The sequence below is a fragment of the Nocardia sp. NPDC003183 genome (genome assembly GCF_053590715.1).
This window is the reverse complement of record NZ_JBSFTG010000004.1, coordinates 231,370-248,032: the sequence shown is the minus strand read 5'-3', so window position 1 is coordinate 248,032 and position 16,663 is coordinate 231,370. Positions and strand designations below refer to the sequence as shown.

The following is a 16,663-nucleotide window of genomic DNA, read 5'->3' as shown; positions in this document are numbered from 1 at the left end:
ACGCGTTCTCGACATCGGCGGCACAAGAATCCCGGCCGATTGTTTTCGCCGTGAGTGAACGGCGCCACCTGCAGGAACAAACCGCCGGGGGTCCATGTTGAGTCAGCAAAGCTCAACTTTGGAAGGGTCGACATGACTTCAGCTCAGAACCTGCCGGTGCTGTTCCTGACCGATCCGATCGTGCTGCCGGGCATGGTCGTGCCCATCGAACTGGACGAATCCGCGCAGGCCGCCATCGACGCCGCCCAGGCGGCCAAAACCGGTTCGGTGCTGGTCGCGCCGCGCCTCGACGAGGGCTACGCGTCCTACGGCGTCGTCGCCACCATCGAACAGGTCGGCCGGATGCGCGGCGGCGCGCCCGCGGCCGTGTTGAAGGCCGAGCGCCGCGCCCGGATCGGGCACGGTGTCACCGGGCCGGGAGCCGCGCTGTGGGTGGAGGCCGAACTCGTCGAGGCGGTCGAGCCCGACGAGCGGACCACCGAGCTCGCCGCCGAGTACAAGAAGCTGGTCGTCGCCGTGCTGCAGCGGCGTGAGGCCTGGCAGATCATCGACATCGTCAACCAGCTCGACGACGTAGAGGCCATCGCCGACACCGCGGGCTACGCGCCGTACCTGTCCGACGACCAGAAGCGCGAACTGCTCGAGACCCCCGATGTCGCGGTGCGGCTGACCAAGCAGATCGACTGGATCAAGGACCACATCGCCGAGGTGGAGGTCACCGACAAGATCTCCGAAGACGTCCGCGACGGCATGGAGAAGAGTCAGCGCGAGTTCCTGCTGCGTCAGCAGCTCAACGCCATCCGCAAGGAACTCGGCGAGGACGAACCCGACGGCGCCGACGACTACCGCACTCGCGTGGAGAACGCGGACCTGCCCGAGAACGTGCGCGCGGAGGCGCTGCGCGAGGTCGGCCGGTTGGAGCGCGCCAGCGACCAGAGCCCGGAATCCGGCTGGATCCGTACCTGGCTCGACACCGTGCTCGATCTGCCGTGGACGGTGAAAACCGAGGACAGCACCGATGTCTCGGCCGCGCGAGCGGTGCTCGACGCCGATCACCACGGCCTCGACGAGGTGAAGGACCGGATGGTCGAGTACCTGGCGGTGCGTTCGCGGCGGGCCGCGCGCGGTCTCGAGGTCGTGGGTGGACGCGGGTCCGGCGCGGTGCTCGTGCTGGTGGGTCCCCCCGGTGTCGGCAAGACCTCGCTGGGTGAATCGGTCGCCAAGGCGCTGGGCCGCAAGTTCGTTCGCGTCGCCCTCGGCGGCGTGCGCGACGAGGCCGAGATCCGTGGCCACCGCCGCACCTACGTCGGCGCGCTGCCGGGCCGGATCGTGCGTGCGGTGAAGGAGGCGGGTTCGATGAATCCCGTTGTCCTGCTGGACGAGATCGACAAGGTCGGCTCCGACTTCCGTGGTGATCCGGCGGCGGCCCTGCTCGAGGTCCTCGACCCCGCGCAGAACCACACCTTCCGCGACCACTACCTGGACCTGGACCTCGACCTGTCGAATGTCCTGTTCATCGCGACCGCCAACGTCATGGACACCATCCCCGGTCCCCTGCTGGACCGTATGGAGCTCATCACCGTCGACGGCTACACCGAGGCCGACAAGGTGGCGATCGCGCGCGACTTCCTGGTTCCCCGCCAGCTGGAGCGCAACGCGCTGACCGCGGAAGAAGTGTCGATCACCGACGCGGCCCTGCGCGAGATCGCGGCGAACTACACCCGGGAGGCGGGTGTGCGTCAAATGGAGCGCCTGGTGGCAAAAGCCTTGCGCAAGGCGGCAACTCGCCTGGTCACAGGCGACCCCGCGAGCGTCGGCGACGCTGCCGTGGACGCCCCGCTCGTCGACAAGGGCGCGCTGGGCGAGGGCGCGGTGCTCGGGTACGACCCCGAACTCGGCTACGACAACGTCATCGACATCGCGGCCGGTCCGCAGCCGGTCGGTCAGGTGACGAGCCTGGTGGTCGACCTCGACAACCTCACCGACTACCTCGGGCGTCCCCGCTTCACCCCGGACTCGATGGAGCGCACCTCCGTCCCGGGCGTGGCGACCGGCCTCGCGGTGACCGGTGCGGGCGGCGATGTCCTCTACATCGAGGCCAACGGCGCCGAGGGCGAGCGTTCGCTCACCCTCACCGGCCAGCTCGGTGACGTGATGAAGGAATCGGCTCAGATCGCCCTCACCTACGTCCGCTCGCACCTGGAGGAAATCGGTATCGAGCCGAAGGTCCTCGACCGCAACATCCACATCCACTTCCCCGCGGGTGCGGTCCCCAAGGACGGCCCTTCGGCGGGCGTCACCATGGTCACCGCCCTGGTGTCGCTGGCCCTCGGTCGCCCGGTCCGCGGCGATGTGGGGATGACCGGCGAGGTCACCCTGAACGGCAGTGTCCTGCCGATCGGCGGCGTGAAGCAGAAGCTGCTCGCCGCCCAGCGAGCCGGCCTGAAGACCGTCTTCATCCCGGCCCGCAACGAACCGGACCTGGACGAAGTCCCGGCGGAAGTACTGGCCGCCCTGAACGTCCGCCCCGTCGCCGACGTGGCAGACATCCTGGCCTACGCGATCGAGCCGATCGCCGAACCCGCCGCCGACGGCAAGACCTTCGCCGTCAGCGCCTGATCCCCGCTGTCAACGGGCCGTGCACAGCTGTGTACGGCCCGTTGACGTGTCCGGCTAGCGGCTGACGGTCGGCGGCAGCATCGGGCCCGCGACGGTGACTACGGCGAGTTGGTCGGTGTCGTAGTTGTCCTGGTCGTCGAGGTCGTCGAGGTCGTCGAGGTCGTCGTCGAGATCGTCGTCGTCGAAACCGTCCGCGTCTTCCTCGGTGGTGGGGGCGAGGTCCTTCTCGACGCGGCGAGTGGTGCCCTGGGCGACCGCGCAGAGGACAGGTTCCTCGCCCTCGGTCTCGGCGTAGACGTCGCAGTGGGTGACGGCCTGGCGGCGGGTGGCGCCAAGGACGGTGGCGTGCACGCGCAGGCGCTCGCCCTGGGCAGGGCGCAGGTAGGTGATGGTGAAGCCGCCGGTGAGGACGTTGGGGCCCAGGACGGTACCCGCGGCGAAGGTGAGGGCGTTGTCGGCGGCGTAGGCGAGCACCCCGCCGTGCACGAAGCCGAACTGCTGGCCGTGTTCTGGCTGGATGTCGATGATGAGAGTGGCTGCGCCCTCACCGAATTCGGTGAGCTCGGTGCCGACCAGACGGGCGAACGGCTGCGCGGCTAGTACCTGGCGCGCCAGGTCGAGGTCGAGGGTGGAAGCTTCGGTCGGCATCGGGTGTTCCGTTCTTCGAGTTGCGTGGCCCTGCATGGTGACTATTCGGTGCCGTCGGCCCGCAGTGTCGCCCACGCGGCGGCGGCGAGCTCGGGGGCGACATCGGTTGGCGCGGTACGGATATTGCCACCAAGCCATTGGCGGGAGTATTCCTGTGCCGCACCGAGCCACAGCGCGTAGACGAGATCGAGTTCCAGGTCACGCACCGCGCCGTATCCCGCGTGCGTGCGCCACCACCGCCGGACGGCCGTGAGGAACTCCACATTGCGCTCGCTCTCCCGGGCCCCGGGCGGCCGCGAACCCGTGAGAACCGTTGCGCGATATTGATATTCGTGCACCCAGTGCAGGTGCGCGCGCACCCCGGCCTCGACGCCGGTCCGCGCGTCGGGACTGTCGGCGACGGCATTCCAGAAGTGTTGCTGGTAGTCGGTGAGCGCGGCCATCCAGACCTGCCGATAGAGGTCGGACTTGTCCGGAAAGTGGTGGTACAGCGCGCCGACGCTGGCATCGGCGGCGGCGCGGATATCGCTCAGCGTGGCATCGAGCACGCCGTGTTCGGCGAACTGCCGCTCCGCGGCGAGCAACAACCGATCTCGCATCTCCATATACAGAATTTAGTTCTGTCCGGCTGACGTGGCAAGAGCCGATCTGTCGGTGCGATGCGGTAAGACGGAACTGTGCCCCGGTGGCTCCTGCATGTGGATCTCGACCAGTTCCAGGCGGCGGTGGAATTCCGGCGTCGCCCTGAGCTGCGCGGCCTGCCGGTGATCGTCGGCGGCGAGGGCGATCCCGCGCAGCCCCGCAAGGTCGTGACCTGCGCGTCTTATCCCGCGCGGGCCTACGGCGTGCGTGCGGGGATGGCGTTGAGAATGGCGCAGCGCAAGTGCCCGGAGGGCGTTTTCCTGCCGGTCGACATGGCCGCCTACGAGGTGGCCTCCGAAGAGATCATGGCGACGCTGGGCCGGGTGGCCGGCGCGGTCGAGGTGTGGGGGATGGACGAGGCGTTCGTCGCCACCGACGGCGATCCGTGGCAGCTGGCCGCCGAAATCCGCACCGCCATCATCGAACTCGGCCTCACGTGCGCGGTCGGCATCGGCGACAACAAGCTCACCGCGAAGCTCGCCACCGGTTTCGCCAAGTCCACCGGCAAGACCTCCGCCGAACCCGAGCACGACCCCGGCGCCGCCACCGGCATCTTCGAGCTCACCGCCGCCAACTGGACCGAACTCATGGGCCACCGCCCCACCGACGCGCTCTGGGGCGTCGGTGCCCGCATCGCCCACCGTCTGGCCGACCTCGACATCACCACGGTCGCCGATCTCATGTCCGCCGACCGCGCGCGCCTGGCCGCCGAGTTCGGCCCGAGCACCGGCCCCTACCTGTGGGTCCTCGGCCACGGCAAAGGCGACACCGAACTCTCGACCACCCCACGAATCCCCGTGGGCCGCAGCAAGTCCGAGACCTTCCCGCACGACCTCACCGATCCCGGCGAAATCCGCCGCGAGGTCGCCCGCATCGCCACCGAGGTCGCCGAGGAGATGCGCGAACACCACCGCGTCAGCACCCGGGTCTCGGTCACCGTCCGCACGAAAACCTTCTACACCCGCAGCAAACAGCAAAAACTCCCCGCCCCCACCGACGACATCACCACCATCACCGACACCGCCCTGGCGATCATCGACCGCTTCGACCTGGACCGCCCGATCCGCCTCCTCGGCGTCCGCCTGGAACTCGTCCCGCCCTGACGTGGGTCCTCCCCCGCGGTCTCGCGAACTCGTATGCTCGGGCAATGGAGTTTTCTGCGATGGTGGCCCGTGAATCCGATGGTGGGATCGTTCTCGCTCGTGAAACGGTGGGAGACGACTTCCTCGGTAGCGGCGAGGTGACGATCAAGGTTCATTACTCGAGCGCGAACTACAAAGATCTGCTGGCGATCACGCCGCGCGGTGGGGTGGTGCGCAACTATCCGATCGTGCCGGGCATCGACCTCACCGGTGAGGTGATCGCCTCGGAGATCGATGACTTCTCCCCCGGCGATCAGGTCATCGCCCATGGCTACGACCTGGGCGTTTCGCGCAACGGTGGCTTTGCCGAATACACCAAGGTGCCTGCCGAATGGGTGGTGAAGCTCGACGGCCTCGACACCCGAGACGCCGCCACCATCGGCACCGCGGGCTTCACCGCCGCCCTGAGCGTGCAGGCCCTGCTCGACCACGGCCTGACCCCCGACGACGGCGCCGTCCTGGTCACCGGCGCGACCGGCGGTGTCGGCACCGTGGCCATCGACATCCTCTCCGGCCTCGGCTTCGAGGTGATCGCTTCCACCGGCAAGACCGACGCGAACGACCTGCTGGCCGAGCTCGGCGCCAACGAGGTCATCGGCCGGCTGCCCCTCGACCCCGATGCCAAGCCGCGCCCGCTCAACAAGGCCAACTGGGCGTCGGCGGTGGACAGCGTCGGCGGCGCGTCGCTGGCCCACGTCCTCAGCGCCATCGGTTACGGCGGGGCGGTAGCGGCCAGCGGCCTCACCGGCGGCGCCGAGCTTCCCACCACCGTGCTCCCGTTCATCCTGCGCGGCGTCAGCCTGCTCGGCATCGACTCGGTCCAGCTCCCGATCGAGAAGCGCCGCGCACTGTGGACAGCACTGGGCAAACAGCTTCGCCCCCAGCATCTGTCGACGATCGAGTCCTTCGCACCGATCACCGAGGTCGGCACCGTCCTGCAGTCGATCAAGGACGGCACCCACTCCGGGCGCACCGTGATCGGCGTGGCCAACGAGTTCTGAGCCCGCCAGAAGTCCACACGACGACGTTACGGATAATGTAATACTGTAACGACATGATGCTCCGCCCAGACGGCACCACGATCACCGACGAGTCCGCGATCGCGCTGGCCGCGTCCATTCGCGCCCGTGAGGTCAGCGTCCGCGCGGTGATCGATGCCCACATCGCCGTGCTGGAACGTTTCGCGCCCGCCACGAACGCCGTGGTGGTGGACTGCTACGACACCGCGCGGGCACAGGCCGACGCCGCCGACGCCCACCTCGCGACCGGGCCGGAGCACCTGCCGCCGCTGTTCGGCGTCCCGATCACCGTCAAGGAGTCCTTGGCGGTCGCGGGCCTGCCCAACACGGCGGGCGTCGTGGCTCGGCGGCACCTGCGGCCCACCGCGAATGCCACGGTGGTGCAACGAGTTCTGGACGCGGGTGCGATCGTGCTCGGGCTGACCAACACCGCCGAGGGGTGCATGTGGCTCGAGTCGACGAACCGGGTCTACGGGCGAACCAGCAACGTGCACGACCGGACACGAACGGCGGGCGGGTCATCGGGCGGTGAGGGCGCCGCCGTCGGCAGCGGCGGCTCCCCGCTCGGCCTGGCCACCGATACCCTCGGCTCGATCCGGGTGCCCGCCTTCTGCAACGGCGTCTTCGGGCACCGCCCGTCGACCGGCCTGCTCCCGACCACCGGTGCGTGGCCACCACCGTTCGGCGTGGCCGCCCTGTGCTCCAACGGGGTCATCGCCCGCCGTGCGGCCGATCTCATGCCGCTGCTGCGGATCATGGCCGGTCCCGACGGGACCGATCCCCTGGTCCGCGCGGCCACCCTCGGCGATCCGGCGACCACCTCGATGCGAGGTGTGCCCGTCGTGCTGCTCGACGGAACCTTCGCCCCCGGCTTCGGCCGTGAGGTACTGGCCGCGCGCGACCGCGCCGCCGCCGCGCTCACCGAGGCGGGCGCCGAGGTCACCCGGGTACCGATGCGTTCGCTGCGGACGATCGGGCTCTTCGCCACGATCGTGCTGGCCGAGGAGACCGGGATCAGCTTCGCCGAGATCATGCGCGGCGAGGGCGCCGACATCCTCGCGCCGGGTCAACTCACCGCCCTGCGCGGCGACCACACCCTCGCCACCCGTCTCCTCGCGCTCGGCGAGCTGATCGCGGCCCGGCTACCCACCCGGGTGGCCCGGCGCATCACCGCCGCCGCACACCGCACTGCCGCCGAGATCACCGAGATCATCGGTGACGGATTGCTCCTGCATCCGACCCTGAGCACGGTCGCGCCCCGTCACGGCCGCACCACCGGCCGCCTGTGGCGCACGAACACGGTCGCACCGTTCAGCCTCGCCGGGCTCCCCGTCACCCAGGTGCCGCTCGGCCGCGGCACCCACGGTCTGCCACTCGGGGTACAGGTGGTCGCGGGACCCAACCGCGATCACCTCTCGATCGCCGCGGCCCTCACTCTCGAGAAGGCGTTCGGCGGCTGGGTCCGCCCGCGGGGCTGACCACTCCCCCTCCGGGTGTGCTCACGTGCTCGGGAGCAACGCCATCGCCGCGCGGTATCGACGGCTCGGCCGGAAAGGACGCCGGGAACAGTTCGCCGGCGGGACGGCGTAGGTAGTCGCGCTCGGTGTAGGCCGCACGCATCCGGTCGAACAGTGACTGCGCCCGCCGGGTCATCGCGGGCAGGTCGATGCCGGGAATTACCCCGTCGCGCAGAGTGATCCGCCCGGCGACCATGGAGAAATCCGCCGCGCGCCCGGTGCTGTTCATGCACAGGGTGCGGATCGGATCGTCGAGGACGCCGTCGCGCGGGTCGTCGAGGCGGAAGGCGACCAGGTCGGCGGTCGCCCCCACCGCGATCGTGCCCAGGTCCGGTCGGTGCAGCGCTTCGGCACCGCCGAGCGTCGCCGCCGAGACGTAGTCGCCGTAGGTGGCCGCGTCGAGCCGCGATGCCAGCACCTTGGCCAAGGTGACGCCGATGTCGATGCCGCGCACCAGATCCGGCGGAAAAGAGTCGGTGCCGAGGGCGATGCGCACGCCCGCTGCCCGGTACCGATCGAAACTGTCGAGCGCCGATCCGTGTCTGGCCGAGGTGAGCGGGCAGTGCACGATCGACGCTCCCGACGCCGCGAGCGTGCCGAGATCGTCATCGGTATCGGCATCCACGTGCGGGTTCGAGTCGATGTAGATCCCGTGAGGGATGAGCAGATTCGGCCCGAGGAGACCGGTCCGCTCGAGCACGGCCAGCGGTGACATACCGAACCGCTCGATCACGAACGCGCGTTCGTGCAGCCCTTGGAGCGCGTGCAGGCGGACCAGCGCGCCGGTCGCGGCGGCCAGCGCGGAGGTCCGGTGCAGCAGATCCTCGGACAGCGTCTCGATCCGGCACGGGAGCAGCGTCCCGTGGATCAGATCGGTGTCCTGCGCCGAGGCCCACTCCAGGAACCGCGCCGCACCCTCGAACCCGTCGAGCCCGAGTTCTTCGTTCCAGTAGATGGACCGCGAGCCGTCGTCGTCGACCACGTTGACCCCGGATCGGTACGCGGGCCCGAGGTACACCCGCAGGCCCAGACGTTGTGCGGATTCGGCCATCGCCACGGCGTCGGAGTAGGTCTCCGCCCAATCGCTGTGTACCTCCGACGCGATCGGCATCGCCGTCGTCACCCCGTGCAGCAGCAGCTGGACGAACCCGTACTCACGGATGAACGCCCGCTCCTCGGCGTCGAACACCGCGCGCCGCCGCTGCGTGGCGTACTCGCGCGACCATTGCAAACCGAGGCCGAGCTCGCGCGACTGCCACGAATCCAGGATCGTGTGGTCGATGTCGGTGAGCGCGTCGAGGTCGATGAGCCCGGGCATCAAGACCGCGTCCCCGAGCTCGATCACCTCGTCGACGGTCTCCAGACCGCGCGGACCGGCGGCGACGATGCGCGAATCCTCCACCACCACTTCGCCATCGGTGAGCAACACGTGGCCGCCGACGATCCCCGACGCGAGCACATGGCGTGCTCGAATACCGCGCCGCATCTCAGCTCCTCCCCCTGCCCCAACGACCGGGAATCTCGAATCCCTCCAGTGCCGTATCGACGGAAACGACACTGCCCCGATGGATTACAGTGCGCTCGGCCGGGCGATCCATCACGGCAGAAGTCGGGCTGGCCGCGTCGACGAGGAAGAACTCGGCCGGATCACCGACCTCGAAACCTGGATGCGGCTCGCTCCGGCCGAGCGGGCGCAGACTGCGGTCGAGCACGCTCGCACCACCCCAACTGGCGACGGCGAGAGCGTGTTCCACGTGCTCGTCGGATCCGAACCCGTTGACGAACGCGAGTTGCCAAGCGCGGTCGAGCATGTCGCCGTTGCCGTAGGGTGACCAGTAGTCCCGCTGACCGTCCATCCCGACCCCGACGCGCACACCGGCCGCGGCCAGATCGAGCAACGGCAACGCCCAACCCTGCGCGCCCGCCGCGTGGGTGAGGGCGATGTCGAGCTCCGCCAGCTGCTCGATCGCCGCAGGCACAGCGGGCAGCCCACCGGCCAGGCACCGGGCATGGGAGATGGTCGCCAGACCGGTCATCCCGAGCGCCCGCACCCGTTCGATGATCAGCGACAGGGTGAACAGCCCCAGCTCACCCGCTTCGTGCAGGTGGATGTCGACGCCGACCTGATGCTTGTCGGCCAGCCCGAACACCGCGTCGAGATGTCGCACCGGATCGCGGTCGAGTTCGCACGGATCCATCCCGCCGACCAGGTCGGCCCCGGCCGACAGTGCCGCGTCCATGAGGTCGACGACGCCGGGCTCGAGCAGGATTCCGACCTGCGGGAACGCCACGATCTCCACGTCGCACACGTCGTCGTAGCGTTCCCGCGCCGCGAGTTCGCCTTCGAGCTTGGTGAGCCCGGAATCGGCGTCCACCTGGGCGTGACTGCGAATCCTGGTGGCCCCGTTGGCCACTGCCACCGCGAGGGTGAACGAGGCACGTTCGGCCACGGAACGTTCCGCCGACCGCCAGTGCTCGCGATCGTTCATGATCCGGCCCCACCGTCCCGGCATCCCGGTCTGGGCACGGAACGGCAGCCCGAGCCTGCTCGAGTCGAGATGCAGGTGCACATCCGACAGTGCGGGCAGGATCAACCGGCCCGCGCCGTCGACGAGTTCGCCGGCGGGCACCGGCGGACCGGTGGCCGCGGATACCGCGGCCACCGTGCCGTTCTCGATCAGCAGGTCCACCGGCGGGCCGCCCCAGGGGCGAACATCGGTGATCAACAGCGAATCACCCACGCGCTCAGTCCTTGCCGAAGGTCGCGGCGTCGACGGTGATCATCCCGTCCGCCCGCGGCTTCCAGTTCAGCGCCGGGTCCACCGCGTAGCTGGCATCGGGGGTGTAGAGGCCGAGCAGCAGCGCCTTGGAATCGTTGAGGGTGAACAGATCTCGGTAGACATCGATCCTGGCCTGTCCGGCGACGGTCCGCGTCTTGGCGACCAGGGCCTGGGTTTCCGGCAGCATCGCGTAGTCGTTCCACTGCCCGCCGAACATCGAGGCGATCGGGGCGTCGCCGTCCATGGTGGACGGCGCGTAGGTGTTGAGGTAGATGCCGGTGGCGGCCTTCTTCGTGTAGATCATCTGGGAATGGCTGCTCTGGTCGGTGCCGTGCAGGGTGATGGTGATGCCGACTTCGGCAAGGTTCGCCTGGATCGACTGGGCGATCTCGGAGCTCAGCGGGATGCGTCCGTTCGTCGCGTACTGGAAGGGGATCGGCGTGCCGTTGTAACCCGCCGCGGCCAGCAGCTGCTTGGCCCTGGCCGTATCACGCACCGGCGCAAGATATTTCGGGTCGTAGCCGCCGACGTTCTTGGCGACCAGTTGGCTGTCGACCGTCGCGCGGCCCGCGAGCAGACTCTTGACGATGGCGTCCCGGTCGATCGACAGTGCGATCGCCTCGCGTACCCGCTGGTCGGCCAGCGGACCCGCCGTGGCGTTCATGCCGAGGAAGGTGACGCCGTTGGAGACCCGCGACTCGATGTGCACACTCTTCGAACCATCCACGGCGGCGACCTGATTGGGCGCGATCAAGGCCACATCGAGACTGCCGGACTGAACACCGTTGAGTCGGGCGTCGGCGTCGGCCACCGTCTTGAAGGTCACGGTCTCCAGTGCGGCCTTGTCGCCCCAGTAGTTCGGATTGCGCTTGACGACGTATTCGACGCCGCGCGTGTAGTGGTCGAACACGAACGGCCCCGAGCCGACCGGTGCGGCCGCGAATCCCGCGGAACCGAGCTTGGTGTAAACACTTTCGGGCACGATCGAGACGCCGGTGGTGATGGTCGGCCACGCGGAGAAGGGGGCGTTGAGGCTGAACACCACGGTATTGCCGGGACCGGCGGCGGCGGAGGTGAACATCTCCATATAGGTGGCCGGATCGCCGTTGGGTGTCGCCTTGATCTGGTTGTAGGTGAACGCGACATCGGAGGCATTCACCGGTTCGCCGTTGTGGAACTTCGCGTCCTCGCGAATCGTGAACGTCCACCGGGTGAAATCGGTGTTGTGCTCCCACGAGGTCGCGAGCTTCGGGCCGATCACGCCTTCCGCGTCGAATCGGGCGAGCTGGTCGAAGGTCGCGAAGTAGTAGTTGTAGCCTGCCAGCGAACCGTCGCTGATCGGGTCCGGCACGTCCGTCGGTTCGGTGACCGCGCCGACCACGAGGGTCTTCGTCGACGCGGTGTCGGTGCCCGCGGGTGCGCAGGCACTCAGGGTGACGGTGGAGAACGCGAGGATCGCGAGTCCGGTAGCCACACTGCGGGTGATCGGTCTCATGGGTTTCCTAATCTTTCGTGGAGCGGGGAAGTGGATGCAGGCACGCCGCGACATGCCCGGCGGGCCCGAGCGGCTCGAGTTCCGGTATGCGCGTGGCGCATTCGCCGGTCGCCGACGGGCAGCGGGTGCGGAAGGTGCAGCCGCTCGGTGGATTCGCGGCATCGGGGAGTTCGCCGCGGATCAGCGTCGAGGCGTCGCGGCGGCGTTGATGGGGGTCGGGAACGGGAGCCGAGGCGATCAGCGCGCGCGTGTACGGATGCCGGGGACTGGTGAACACGTCCTCGGTGGCGCCGATCTCGACGAGCTTGCCCAGATGCATCACCGCGACCCGGTCCGACAGGTGCCGCACGACCGAGAGATCGTGGGCGATGAACAGATACGACAGGCCGAGCTGTTCTTGCAGGTCTTGGAGCAGGTTGATCACCTGGGCCTGTACCGAGGCGTCGAGCGCGGACACCGGTTCGTCGAGCACCAGCACCTCCGGCCTCGGCGCGAGCGCCCTGGCGATCCCGAGCCGTTGCCGCTGTCCGCCGGAGAACTCGGCCGGGCGCCGGTCGAGCGCGTCCGGTCCGAGCCCGACCTGGTCGAGCAGTCCGAGCACGCGGGCGCGGGAGTAGCCGCCCGCGATCCGGAGCGGTTCGGCGATGATGTCGTGCGCGCTCATTCGCGGGTCGAGGGAGGAGTACGGGTCCTGGAACACCAGCTGCACCCGGTTGCGCAGCGCCCTGCGCGCGGCCGGTCGCAGGGCGGCCAGGTCGTGGCCGAGGATGCGCACCGAACCCGCGGTCGGGGTGTTGATGCCGAAGATCGTGCGGACAAGCGTGGACTTCCCGCCACCGGATTCGCCGACCAAGCCGAAGGTTTCACCGCGTACGACCCCGAAGCTCACGCCGTCGAGGGCTCGCAGTCTGCGCTTGCCGGTGAGACCGCGCCTGCTGGTGAAGCTCACCTCGAGGCCGTCGACCCGGATCACTTCCTCTGCGGTATCGATCACGGTCATGCCGAAATGTCCTCTCGGAGAGGGGCGGCGAGCGCGGGCGGGCAAGCGAGCGCGCGACGGTCGCCGGTGGCGACGAGAAATGGTGGGGCTGTGTCGCATTCGCGGCTCTTGCCCGCGAACTCGCAACGCGGGGCGAACCCGCACCCGGCCGGACGTTTCGTCGGTGACGGCGGCGAGCCGGGGATGGCATAGGCGCGGCCCGCGCCCGCCTGCCCGAGCAGACTGCCCTGCAGGCCACGGGTGTACGGGTGGGCGGCGTCGTCGAAGATCTGCCACACCGTGCCGGTCTCGACCACCCGGCCCGCGTACATGATCGCCACCCGATCGGCGTACTGGGCGACCAACCCGAGATCATGGGTGATCAACACCATCGCCGCGCCGCTGCGGGCGCGAGCCTGTGCCAGCACCTCCATGAGCTGGGCCTGGATGGTCACGTCGAGCGCGGTGGTCGGCTCGTCGGCGATGAGCACCGCCGGATCGTTGGCCATCGCCATGGCGATCACCGCGCGCTGGCGCATACCACCCGACCACTGGTGGGGATAGGCGCGCGCCCGCTCGGCCGGTTGTGGGATACCCACGGAGGCAAGGAGTTCGACTACGCGCTGCTTGCGTTTCCTCGCGTCGAGCCGCTGATGCACCGCCAGCGCGCGACCGATCTGCGTGCCGACCCGGCGCACCGGATTGAGGGTGGTCATCGGGTCCTGGAAGACCATGCCGAGTTCGGCGCCCCGCAGGCGGCGCAGGGTTTCGTCGTCGGCGCCGACGAGTTCGTCGCCGCGGAAACGCACGCTGCCCGAGAAGATCGTCAATGCCGGGGGGAGCAGGCCGAGGGCGGCGAGCATCGTCACCGACTTGCCCGATCCGGATTCGCCGACGAGACAGAGCACTTCGCCCTCCTCCAGGCGCAGGCTCACCCCGTCGACGAGCACCACACGGTCGCCCGCGGCTATCTCGTAGCCGACGGTGAGATCGGTGATCTCCAGCAATGGGTTCATGCCACAACCTCTTTCGCGAGAGCGCCCCGGCGAGCGCGTGGTGCCCGTCGAACTCGGCGCAAACCCTGGCCTTCATCGGTGAATCGCCGGCTGGCCAACAGGGTTCCGCCGATCACCAGCAGCAGTGCCACCGCCGGAACGATCGTCAGATAGGGCGCCTGGCGCAGGTACTTCTGTCCGTCGGTGATCATCAATCCCCAACTGGGAGTAGGTGGTTGCACGCCGAGGCCGAGATAGTCGAACGACGAGATCATGATCAGCACATTGCCGAGATCGGCGGTCGCCAGAATCAGCACAGGGACCGTGACGTGCCCGACGACGTGCTTGCGCATCACCCAGCCAGAGCGCGCGCCGAGCAGTTTCGGCGCGATCACGAAATCGCGACCGGACAGCCCGAGCGCGACCGAGCGCGCCACCCTGGCATAGCCGACCCAGAAGGTGACGCCGAGGATCGTCGCCATCAGCGCGGTACTCGGCCCGCGTATCGCCGACACCGCCATGATCACCAGCGTCATCGGGACCGCGAGCTGCACATCGGCGACACCCATCAGCACGCTGTCGGTGACACCGCGGAAGTAGCCCGACACGGTGCCGACCGTCATGCCGATCACCGCGTTGACCAGCACGATCACCAGGACCAACCCGAGTGTGATCCGTCCGGCCAGCGCCAGCCTGCTCGCCAGATCGCGACCGAGCGAATCGGTTCCGAGCGGGTAGTTCCCGGTGGTGAACGGCGCGGAGAACGCGGCCGCGAGGTCCTGCCCGTAGGGGTCGTAACCGGGGAAGAGGGGATACAGCAGGGAGAACAGCACGACTGCGAGGATCATGGCGACGCCCGCGATCGTGGCGTAATCGCGGGGACGGATCATCGGACTCTCGCTCTCGGATCGATGACGCCGTAGAGGACGTCGATCCCGAAGTTGACGATCACGAAGATGGTCGCGATCACCACCAGCCCGGACTGGACCACCGGAAAGTCCCGGTTGAACACCGCGTCGAGCATCAACGTGCCCAAACCGGGCCAGGCGAAGACGTTTTCGACGATCACCAGCCCACCGAGCAGCGTGCCGAGCGTGATTCCGGAGATGGTGAGCACCGGCAGCAGCGCGTTCGGCAGCACATCGCGCAGGAGCACCGAGGATCTGCGCTCGCCGCGCGCGTACGCGGTGCGCACATAGTCCTGGGAGCTCTCGGCGACCAGTGAATTGTCCAGCAGCCGTGAGTAGACGACGAACTGCGCGGTGGCGATGGTGAGGGCGGGCATGATGATCGCGAGCGGGTCGGCACCGGCGAGCGAGGGCAACCAGCCCAGCGTCACCGAGAACACCAGCACCAGCAGCAGCCCGAACAGGAAGTCCGGCACCGCCAGTCGCGCCGCGCCGACACCGAGCGCTACCCCGCGTAGCGACCAGCGGCCGCTCAGGTGGATGGCGAGCACCACGGCGAAGGCGAGTGCGAGACCGATCGCGAAGCCCGCGACACCGAGTTGGAGCGAAGCGGGCAGGCGTTGCAGGACCAGTGTCATCGACGAGGTGCCGGTCTGCTGGTACGAGTCACCGAAATCGCCGGACAGTACGCCGGTCACGTAGTCGAAGTACTGGGTCAGTGGCGGTTTGTCGAAGCCGAGTTCGGCTTCCAGCGCCGCGATGTCGGCCTCGCTCGCCGTTTCCGGCAGGAGAGAGGCCACGGGACTTCCGGTCGATCTGCCGAGCAGGAACGCCAGCGAGATGACGGCGAACACGGTGATCACCGCCTGGATGAGGCGGCGGATCAGATAGACGGCCAACACTGATCCTCTCTGTGTGCCGAGAATGTAATTCGGTATACAGAATTGGATTCCCGTGTATCCCCATTGTGTTCCGAAAGTTTCGGGTCCGTGAATGATTTCGATGCTGCCAACCGGCAGGAATGCCTTCGTCAAGGCCCATGCTCGACCCGCTGGGCAGGCTGGTTTGCAGGTGGTCTGAGGTGGACAAAGATATATTTGGTCTACCGGATTGAATTCGGTAGGTCCGCCGCTAGACTGCGCGATCGCCGGCCGTCACCATCGGCGCGGCTTCGTAGACTGTTCGGGTGGCCCGAAACCTACGTCCGCCGGTAGAAGTCGTCGACGACACTTCGCAGACGCGACGGATATACGACGATCTGCGCCGCGCGATCATCACGGGGGAGTACCGCGAAGGCGAGAAACTGCCGGAGGCGCGCCTGGCCGCCATGCTCGGCACCTCGCGCCTGCCGGTGCGAGAAGCCCTGGCATTACTCGAATTCGACGGCATCGTCAGCGCGCTGCCGCGTCGCAGCGCGGTCGTGCGGTCCTGGGATACCACCGCGGTGGAAGAACTCTTCGATGTCCGCATCGGTTTGGAACCGCTGGCGGCCCGACTCGCCGCTGCCCGGATCAGGCAGGGGCACGACAGCTCGCCCCTGCGGGCCGCGTTGCGAGAAGCGCAGGAGGCCACCGATTCTGGTGATCCGCTCCGCATCGCCGAGACGAACGCGAAGCTGCACGGCGCCATCGTGGAACTGTCCGGCAACTCGCTGCTCACTCAGCTGATGCGCACCATCCTCGCCCGGATGGCCTGGCTGTTCTTCCTCACCACCGAACGCAACACCGAGGAACAGCGCGACGAACACCAGCACCTCATCGACGCGATCTCCTCGGGCGACGAACGCCTGGCCGAATACGCCATGCTCAGCCACACCGAAGCAGGTCGCACCCCCACCCTCACGATCGTCACCGCGCTACGGCATGCCGACCATGGCCATGCTCCTGGCGACGACCGCTAGCCCAGCCCCCACGATCGGG

Annotated in this window: 13 protein-coding genes and 1 pseudogene; 5 read left to right on the top strand and 9 right to left on the bottom strand. The window is 68.4% G+C overall.

The genetic code is table 11. The features are described from left to right. Positions 1-132: 132 nt before the first annotated feature. Positions 133-2,619 carry an endopeptidase La gene (gene lon, locus ACWDXS_RS17065; RefSeq protein WP_378989310.1) on the top strand — a complete coding sequence of 829 codons (2,487 nt, stop codon included), beginning with the start codon at positions 133-135 and terminating at the stop codon, positions 2,617-2,619. A gap of 240 nt (positions 2,620-2,859) precedes the next feature. Here lon and ACWDXS_RS17060 read toward each other — a convergent pair. Beyond that, positions 2,860-3,267 (bottom strand): annotated as a pseudogene (locus ACWDXS_RS17060) (PaaI family thioesterase); the annotation flags it as partial. A gap of 41 nt (positions 3,268-3,308) precedes the next feature. Next, positions 3,309-3,872 (bottom strand): TetR/AcrR family transcriptional regulator, encoded by a 564-nt coding sequence (locus ACWDXS_RS17055; protein ID WP_387446066.1) that lies wholly within the window; start codon positions 3,870-3,872, stop codon positions 3,309-3,311. A 72-nt stretch (positions 3,873-3,944) separates the two neighbouring features. On the opposite strand from ACWDXS_RS17055, the gene ACWDXS_RS17050 reads away from it, so the two are divergent. From ACWDXS_RS17050 to ACWDXS_RS17040, 3 genes are read left to right on the top strand one after another with little or no spacing between them, the layout of a single operon-like run. After that, positions 3,945-5,012 carry a DNA polymerase IV gene (locus tag ACWDXS_RS17050; protein WP_387446067.1) on the top strand — a complete coding sequence of 356 codons (1,068 nt, stop codon included), beginning with the start codon at positions 3,945-3,947 and terminating at the stop codon, positions 5,010-5,012. A gap of 44 nt (positions 5,013-5,056) precedes the next feature. Then, entirely contained in the window at positions 5,057-6,052 is a 996-nt protein-coding gene (locus ACWDXS_RS17045) for an acrylyl-CoA reductase family protein (RefSeq protein ID WP_378989307.1), read from the top strand. Between the two features lie 53 nt (positions 6,053-6,105). Next, positions 6,106-7,548 carry an amidase gene (locus ACWDXS_RS17040; RefSeq protein ID WP_387446069.1) on the top strand — a complete coding sequence of 481 codons (1,443 nt, stop codon included), beginning with the start codon at positions 6,106-6,108 and terminating at the stop codon, positions 7,546-7,548. On the opposite strand, the gene ACWDXS_RS17035 is transcribed toward ACWDXS_RS17040, so the two are convergent. The 7 genes from ACWDXS_RS17035 to ACWDXS_RS17005 are packed head-to-tail and all read right to left on the bottom strand — an operon-like array spanning position 7,502 to position 15,643. Then, entirely contained in the window at positions 7,502-9,073 is a 1,572-nt protein-coding gene (locus ACWDXS_RS17035; RefSeq protein ID WP_449966643.1) for a chlorohydrolase family protein, read from the bottom strand. The two genes, ACWDXS_RS17040 and ACWDXS_RS17035, sit on opposite strands and share 47 nt — an antisense overlap. Position 9,074: 1 nt before the next feature. Continuing rightward, on the bottom strand, positions 9,075-10,328 hold the full coding sequence (locus tag ACWDXS_RS17030) for an amidohydrolase family protein (protein ID WP_449966641.1): 1,254 nt from the start codon (positions 10,326-10,328) through the stop codon (positions 9,075-9,077). A 4-nt stretch (positions 10,329-10,332) separates the two neighbouring features. After that, the gene (locus ACWDXS_RS17025) at positions 10,333-11,862 is read right to left on the bottom strand and encodes an ABC transporter substrate-binding protein (RefSeq protein WP_449966639.1); all 1,530 of its coding nucleotides are present in this window, start codon (positions 11,860-11,862) and stop codon (positions 10,333-10,335) included. Positions 11,863-11,869: 7 nt separating this feature from the next. After that, positions 11,870-12,862 carry an ABC transporter ATP-binding protein gene (locus ACWDXS_RS17020; RefSeq protein WP_449966636.1) on the bottom strand — a complete coding sequence of 331 codons (993 nt, stop codon included), beginning with the start codon at positions 12,860-12,862 and terminating at the stop codon, positions 11,870-11,872. Next, positions 12,859-13,857 carry an ABC transporter ATP-binding protein gene (locus ACWDXS_RS17015; RefSeq protein ID WP_449966633.1) on the bottom strand — a complete coding sequence of 333 codons (999 nt, stop codon included), beginning with the start codon at positions 13,855-13,857 and terminating at the stop codon, positions 12,859-12,861. The genes ACWDXS_RS17020 and ACWDXS_RS17015 overlap by 4 nt, the downstream gene beginning before the upstream one ends. Beyond that, complete coding sequence (locus tag ACWDXS_RS17010; RefSeq protein WP_449966630.1) at positions 13,854-14,726, bottom strand: ABC transporter permease; 873 nt, start codon at positions 14,724-14,726, stop codon at positions 13,854-13,856. Before ACWDXS_RS17010 ends, ACWDXS_RS17015 begins: the two co-directional genes overlap by 4 nt. Next, the gene (locus tag ACWDXS_RS17005; protein ID WP_378989299.1) at positions 14,723-15,643 is read right to left on the bottom strand and encodes an ABC transporter permease; all 921 of its coding nucleotides are present in this window, start codon (positions 15,641-15,643) and stop codon (positions 14,723-14,725) included. Before ACWDXS_RS17005 ends, ACWDXS_RS17010 begins: the two co-directional genes overlap by 4 nt. A 287-nt stretch (positions 15,644-15,930) precedes the next feature. On the opposite strand from ACWDXS_RS17005, the gene ACWDXS_RS17000 reads away from it, so the two are divergent. Next, complete coding sequence (locus ACWDXS_RS17000; RefSeq protein WP_449966626.1) at positions 15,931-16,644, top strand: GntR family transcriptional regulator; 714 nt, start codon at positions 15,931-15,933, stop codon at positions 16,642-16,644. Positions 16,645-16,663 lie beyond the last annotated feature (19 nt).

Bases quoted from the DNA above. Each gene is read 5' to 3' on its own strand.
- lon (WP_378989310.1), top strand. From the start codon at position 133: ATGACTTCAGCTCAGAACCTGCCGGTGCTGTTCCTGACCGATCCGATC.
- ACWDXS_RS17055 (WP_387446066.1), bottom strand. From the start codon at position 3,872: ATGGAGATGCGAGATCGGTTGTTGCTCGCCGCGGAGCGGCAGTTCGCC.
- ACWDXS_RS17045 (WP_378989307.1), top strand. From the start codon at position 5,057: ATGGAGTTTTCTGCGATGGTGGCCCGTGAATCCGATGGTGGGATCGTT.
- ACWDXS_RS17040 (WP_387446069.1), top strand. From the start codon at position 6,106: ATGATGCTCCGCCCAGACGGCACCACGATCACCGACGAGTCCGCGATC.
- ACWDXS_RS17035 (WP_449966643.1), bottom strand. From the start codon at position 9,073: ATGCGGCGCGGTATTCGAGCACGCCATGTGCTCGCGTCGGGGATCGTC.
- ACWDXS_RS17025 (WP_449966639.1), bottom strand. From the start codon at position 11,862: ATGAGACCGATCACCCGCAGTGTGGCTACCGGACTCGCGATCCTCGCG.
- ACWDXS_RS17020 (WP_449966636.1), bottom strand. From the start codon at position 12,862: ATGACCGTGATCGATACCGCAGAGGAAGTGATCCGGGTCGACGGCCTC.
- ACWDXS_RS17015 (WP_449966633.1), bottom strand. From the start codon at position 13,857: ATGAACCCATTGCTGGAGATCACCGATCTCACCGTCGGCTACGAGATA.
- ACWDXS_RS17010 (WP_449966630.1), bottom strand. From the start codon at position 14,726: ATGATCCGTCCCCGCGATTACGCCACGATCGCGGGCGTCGCCATGATC.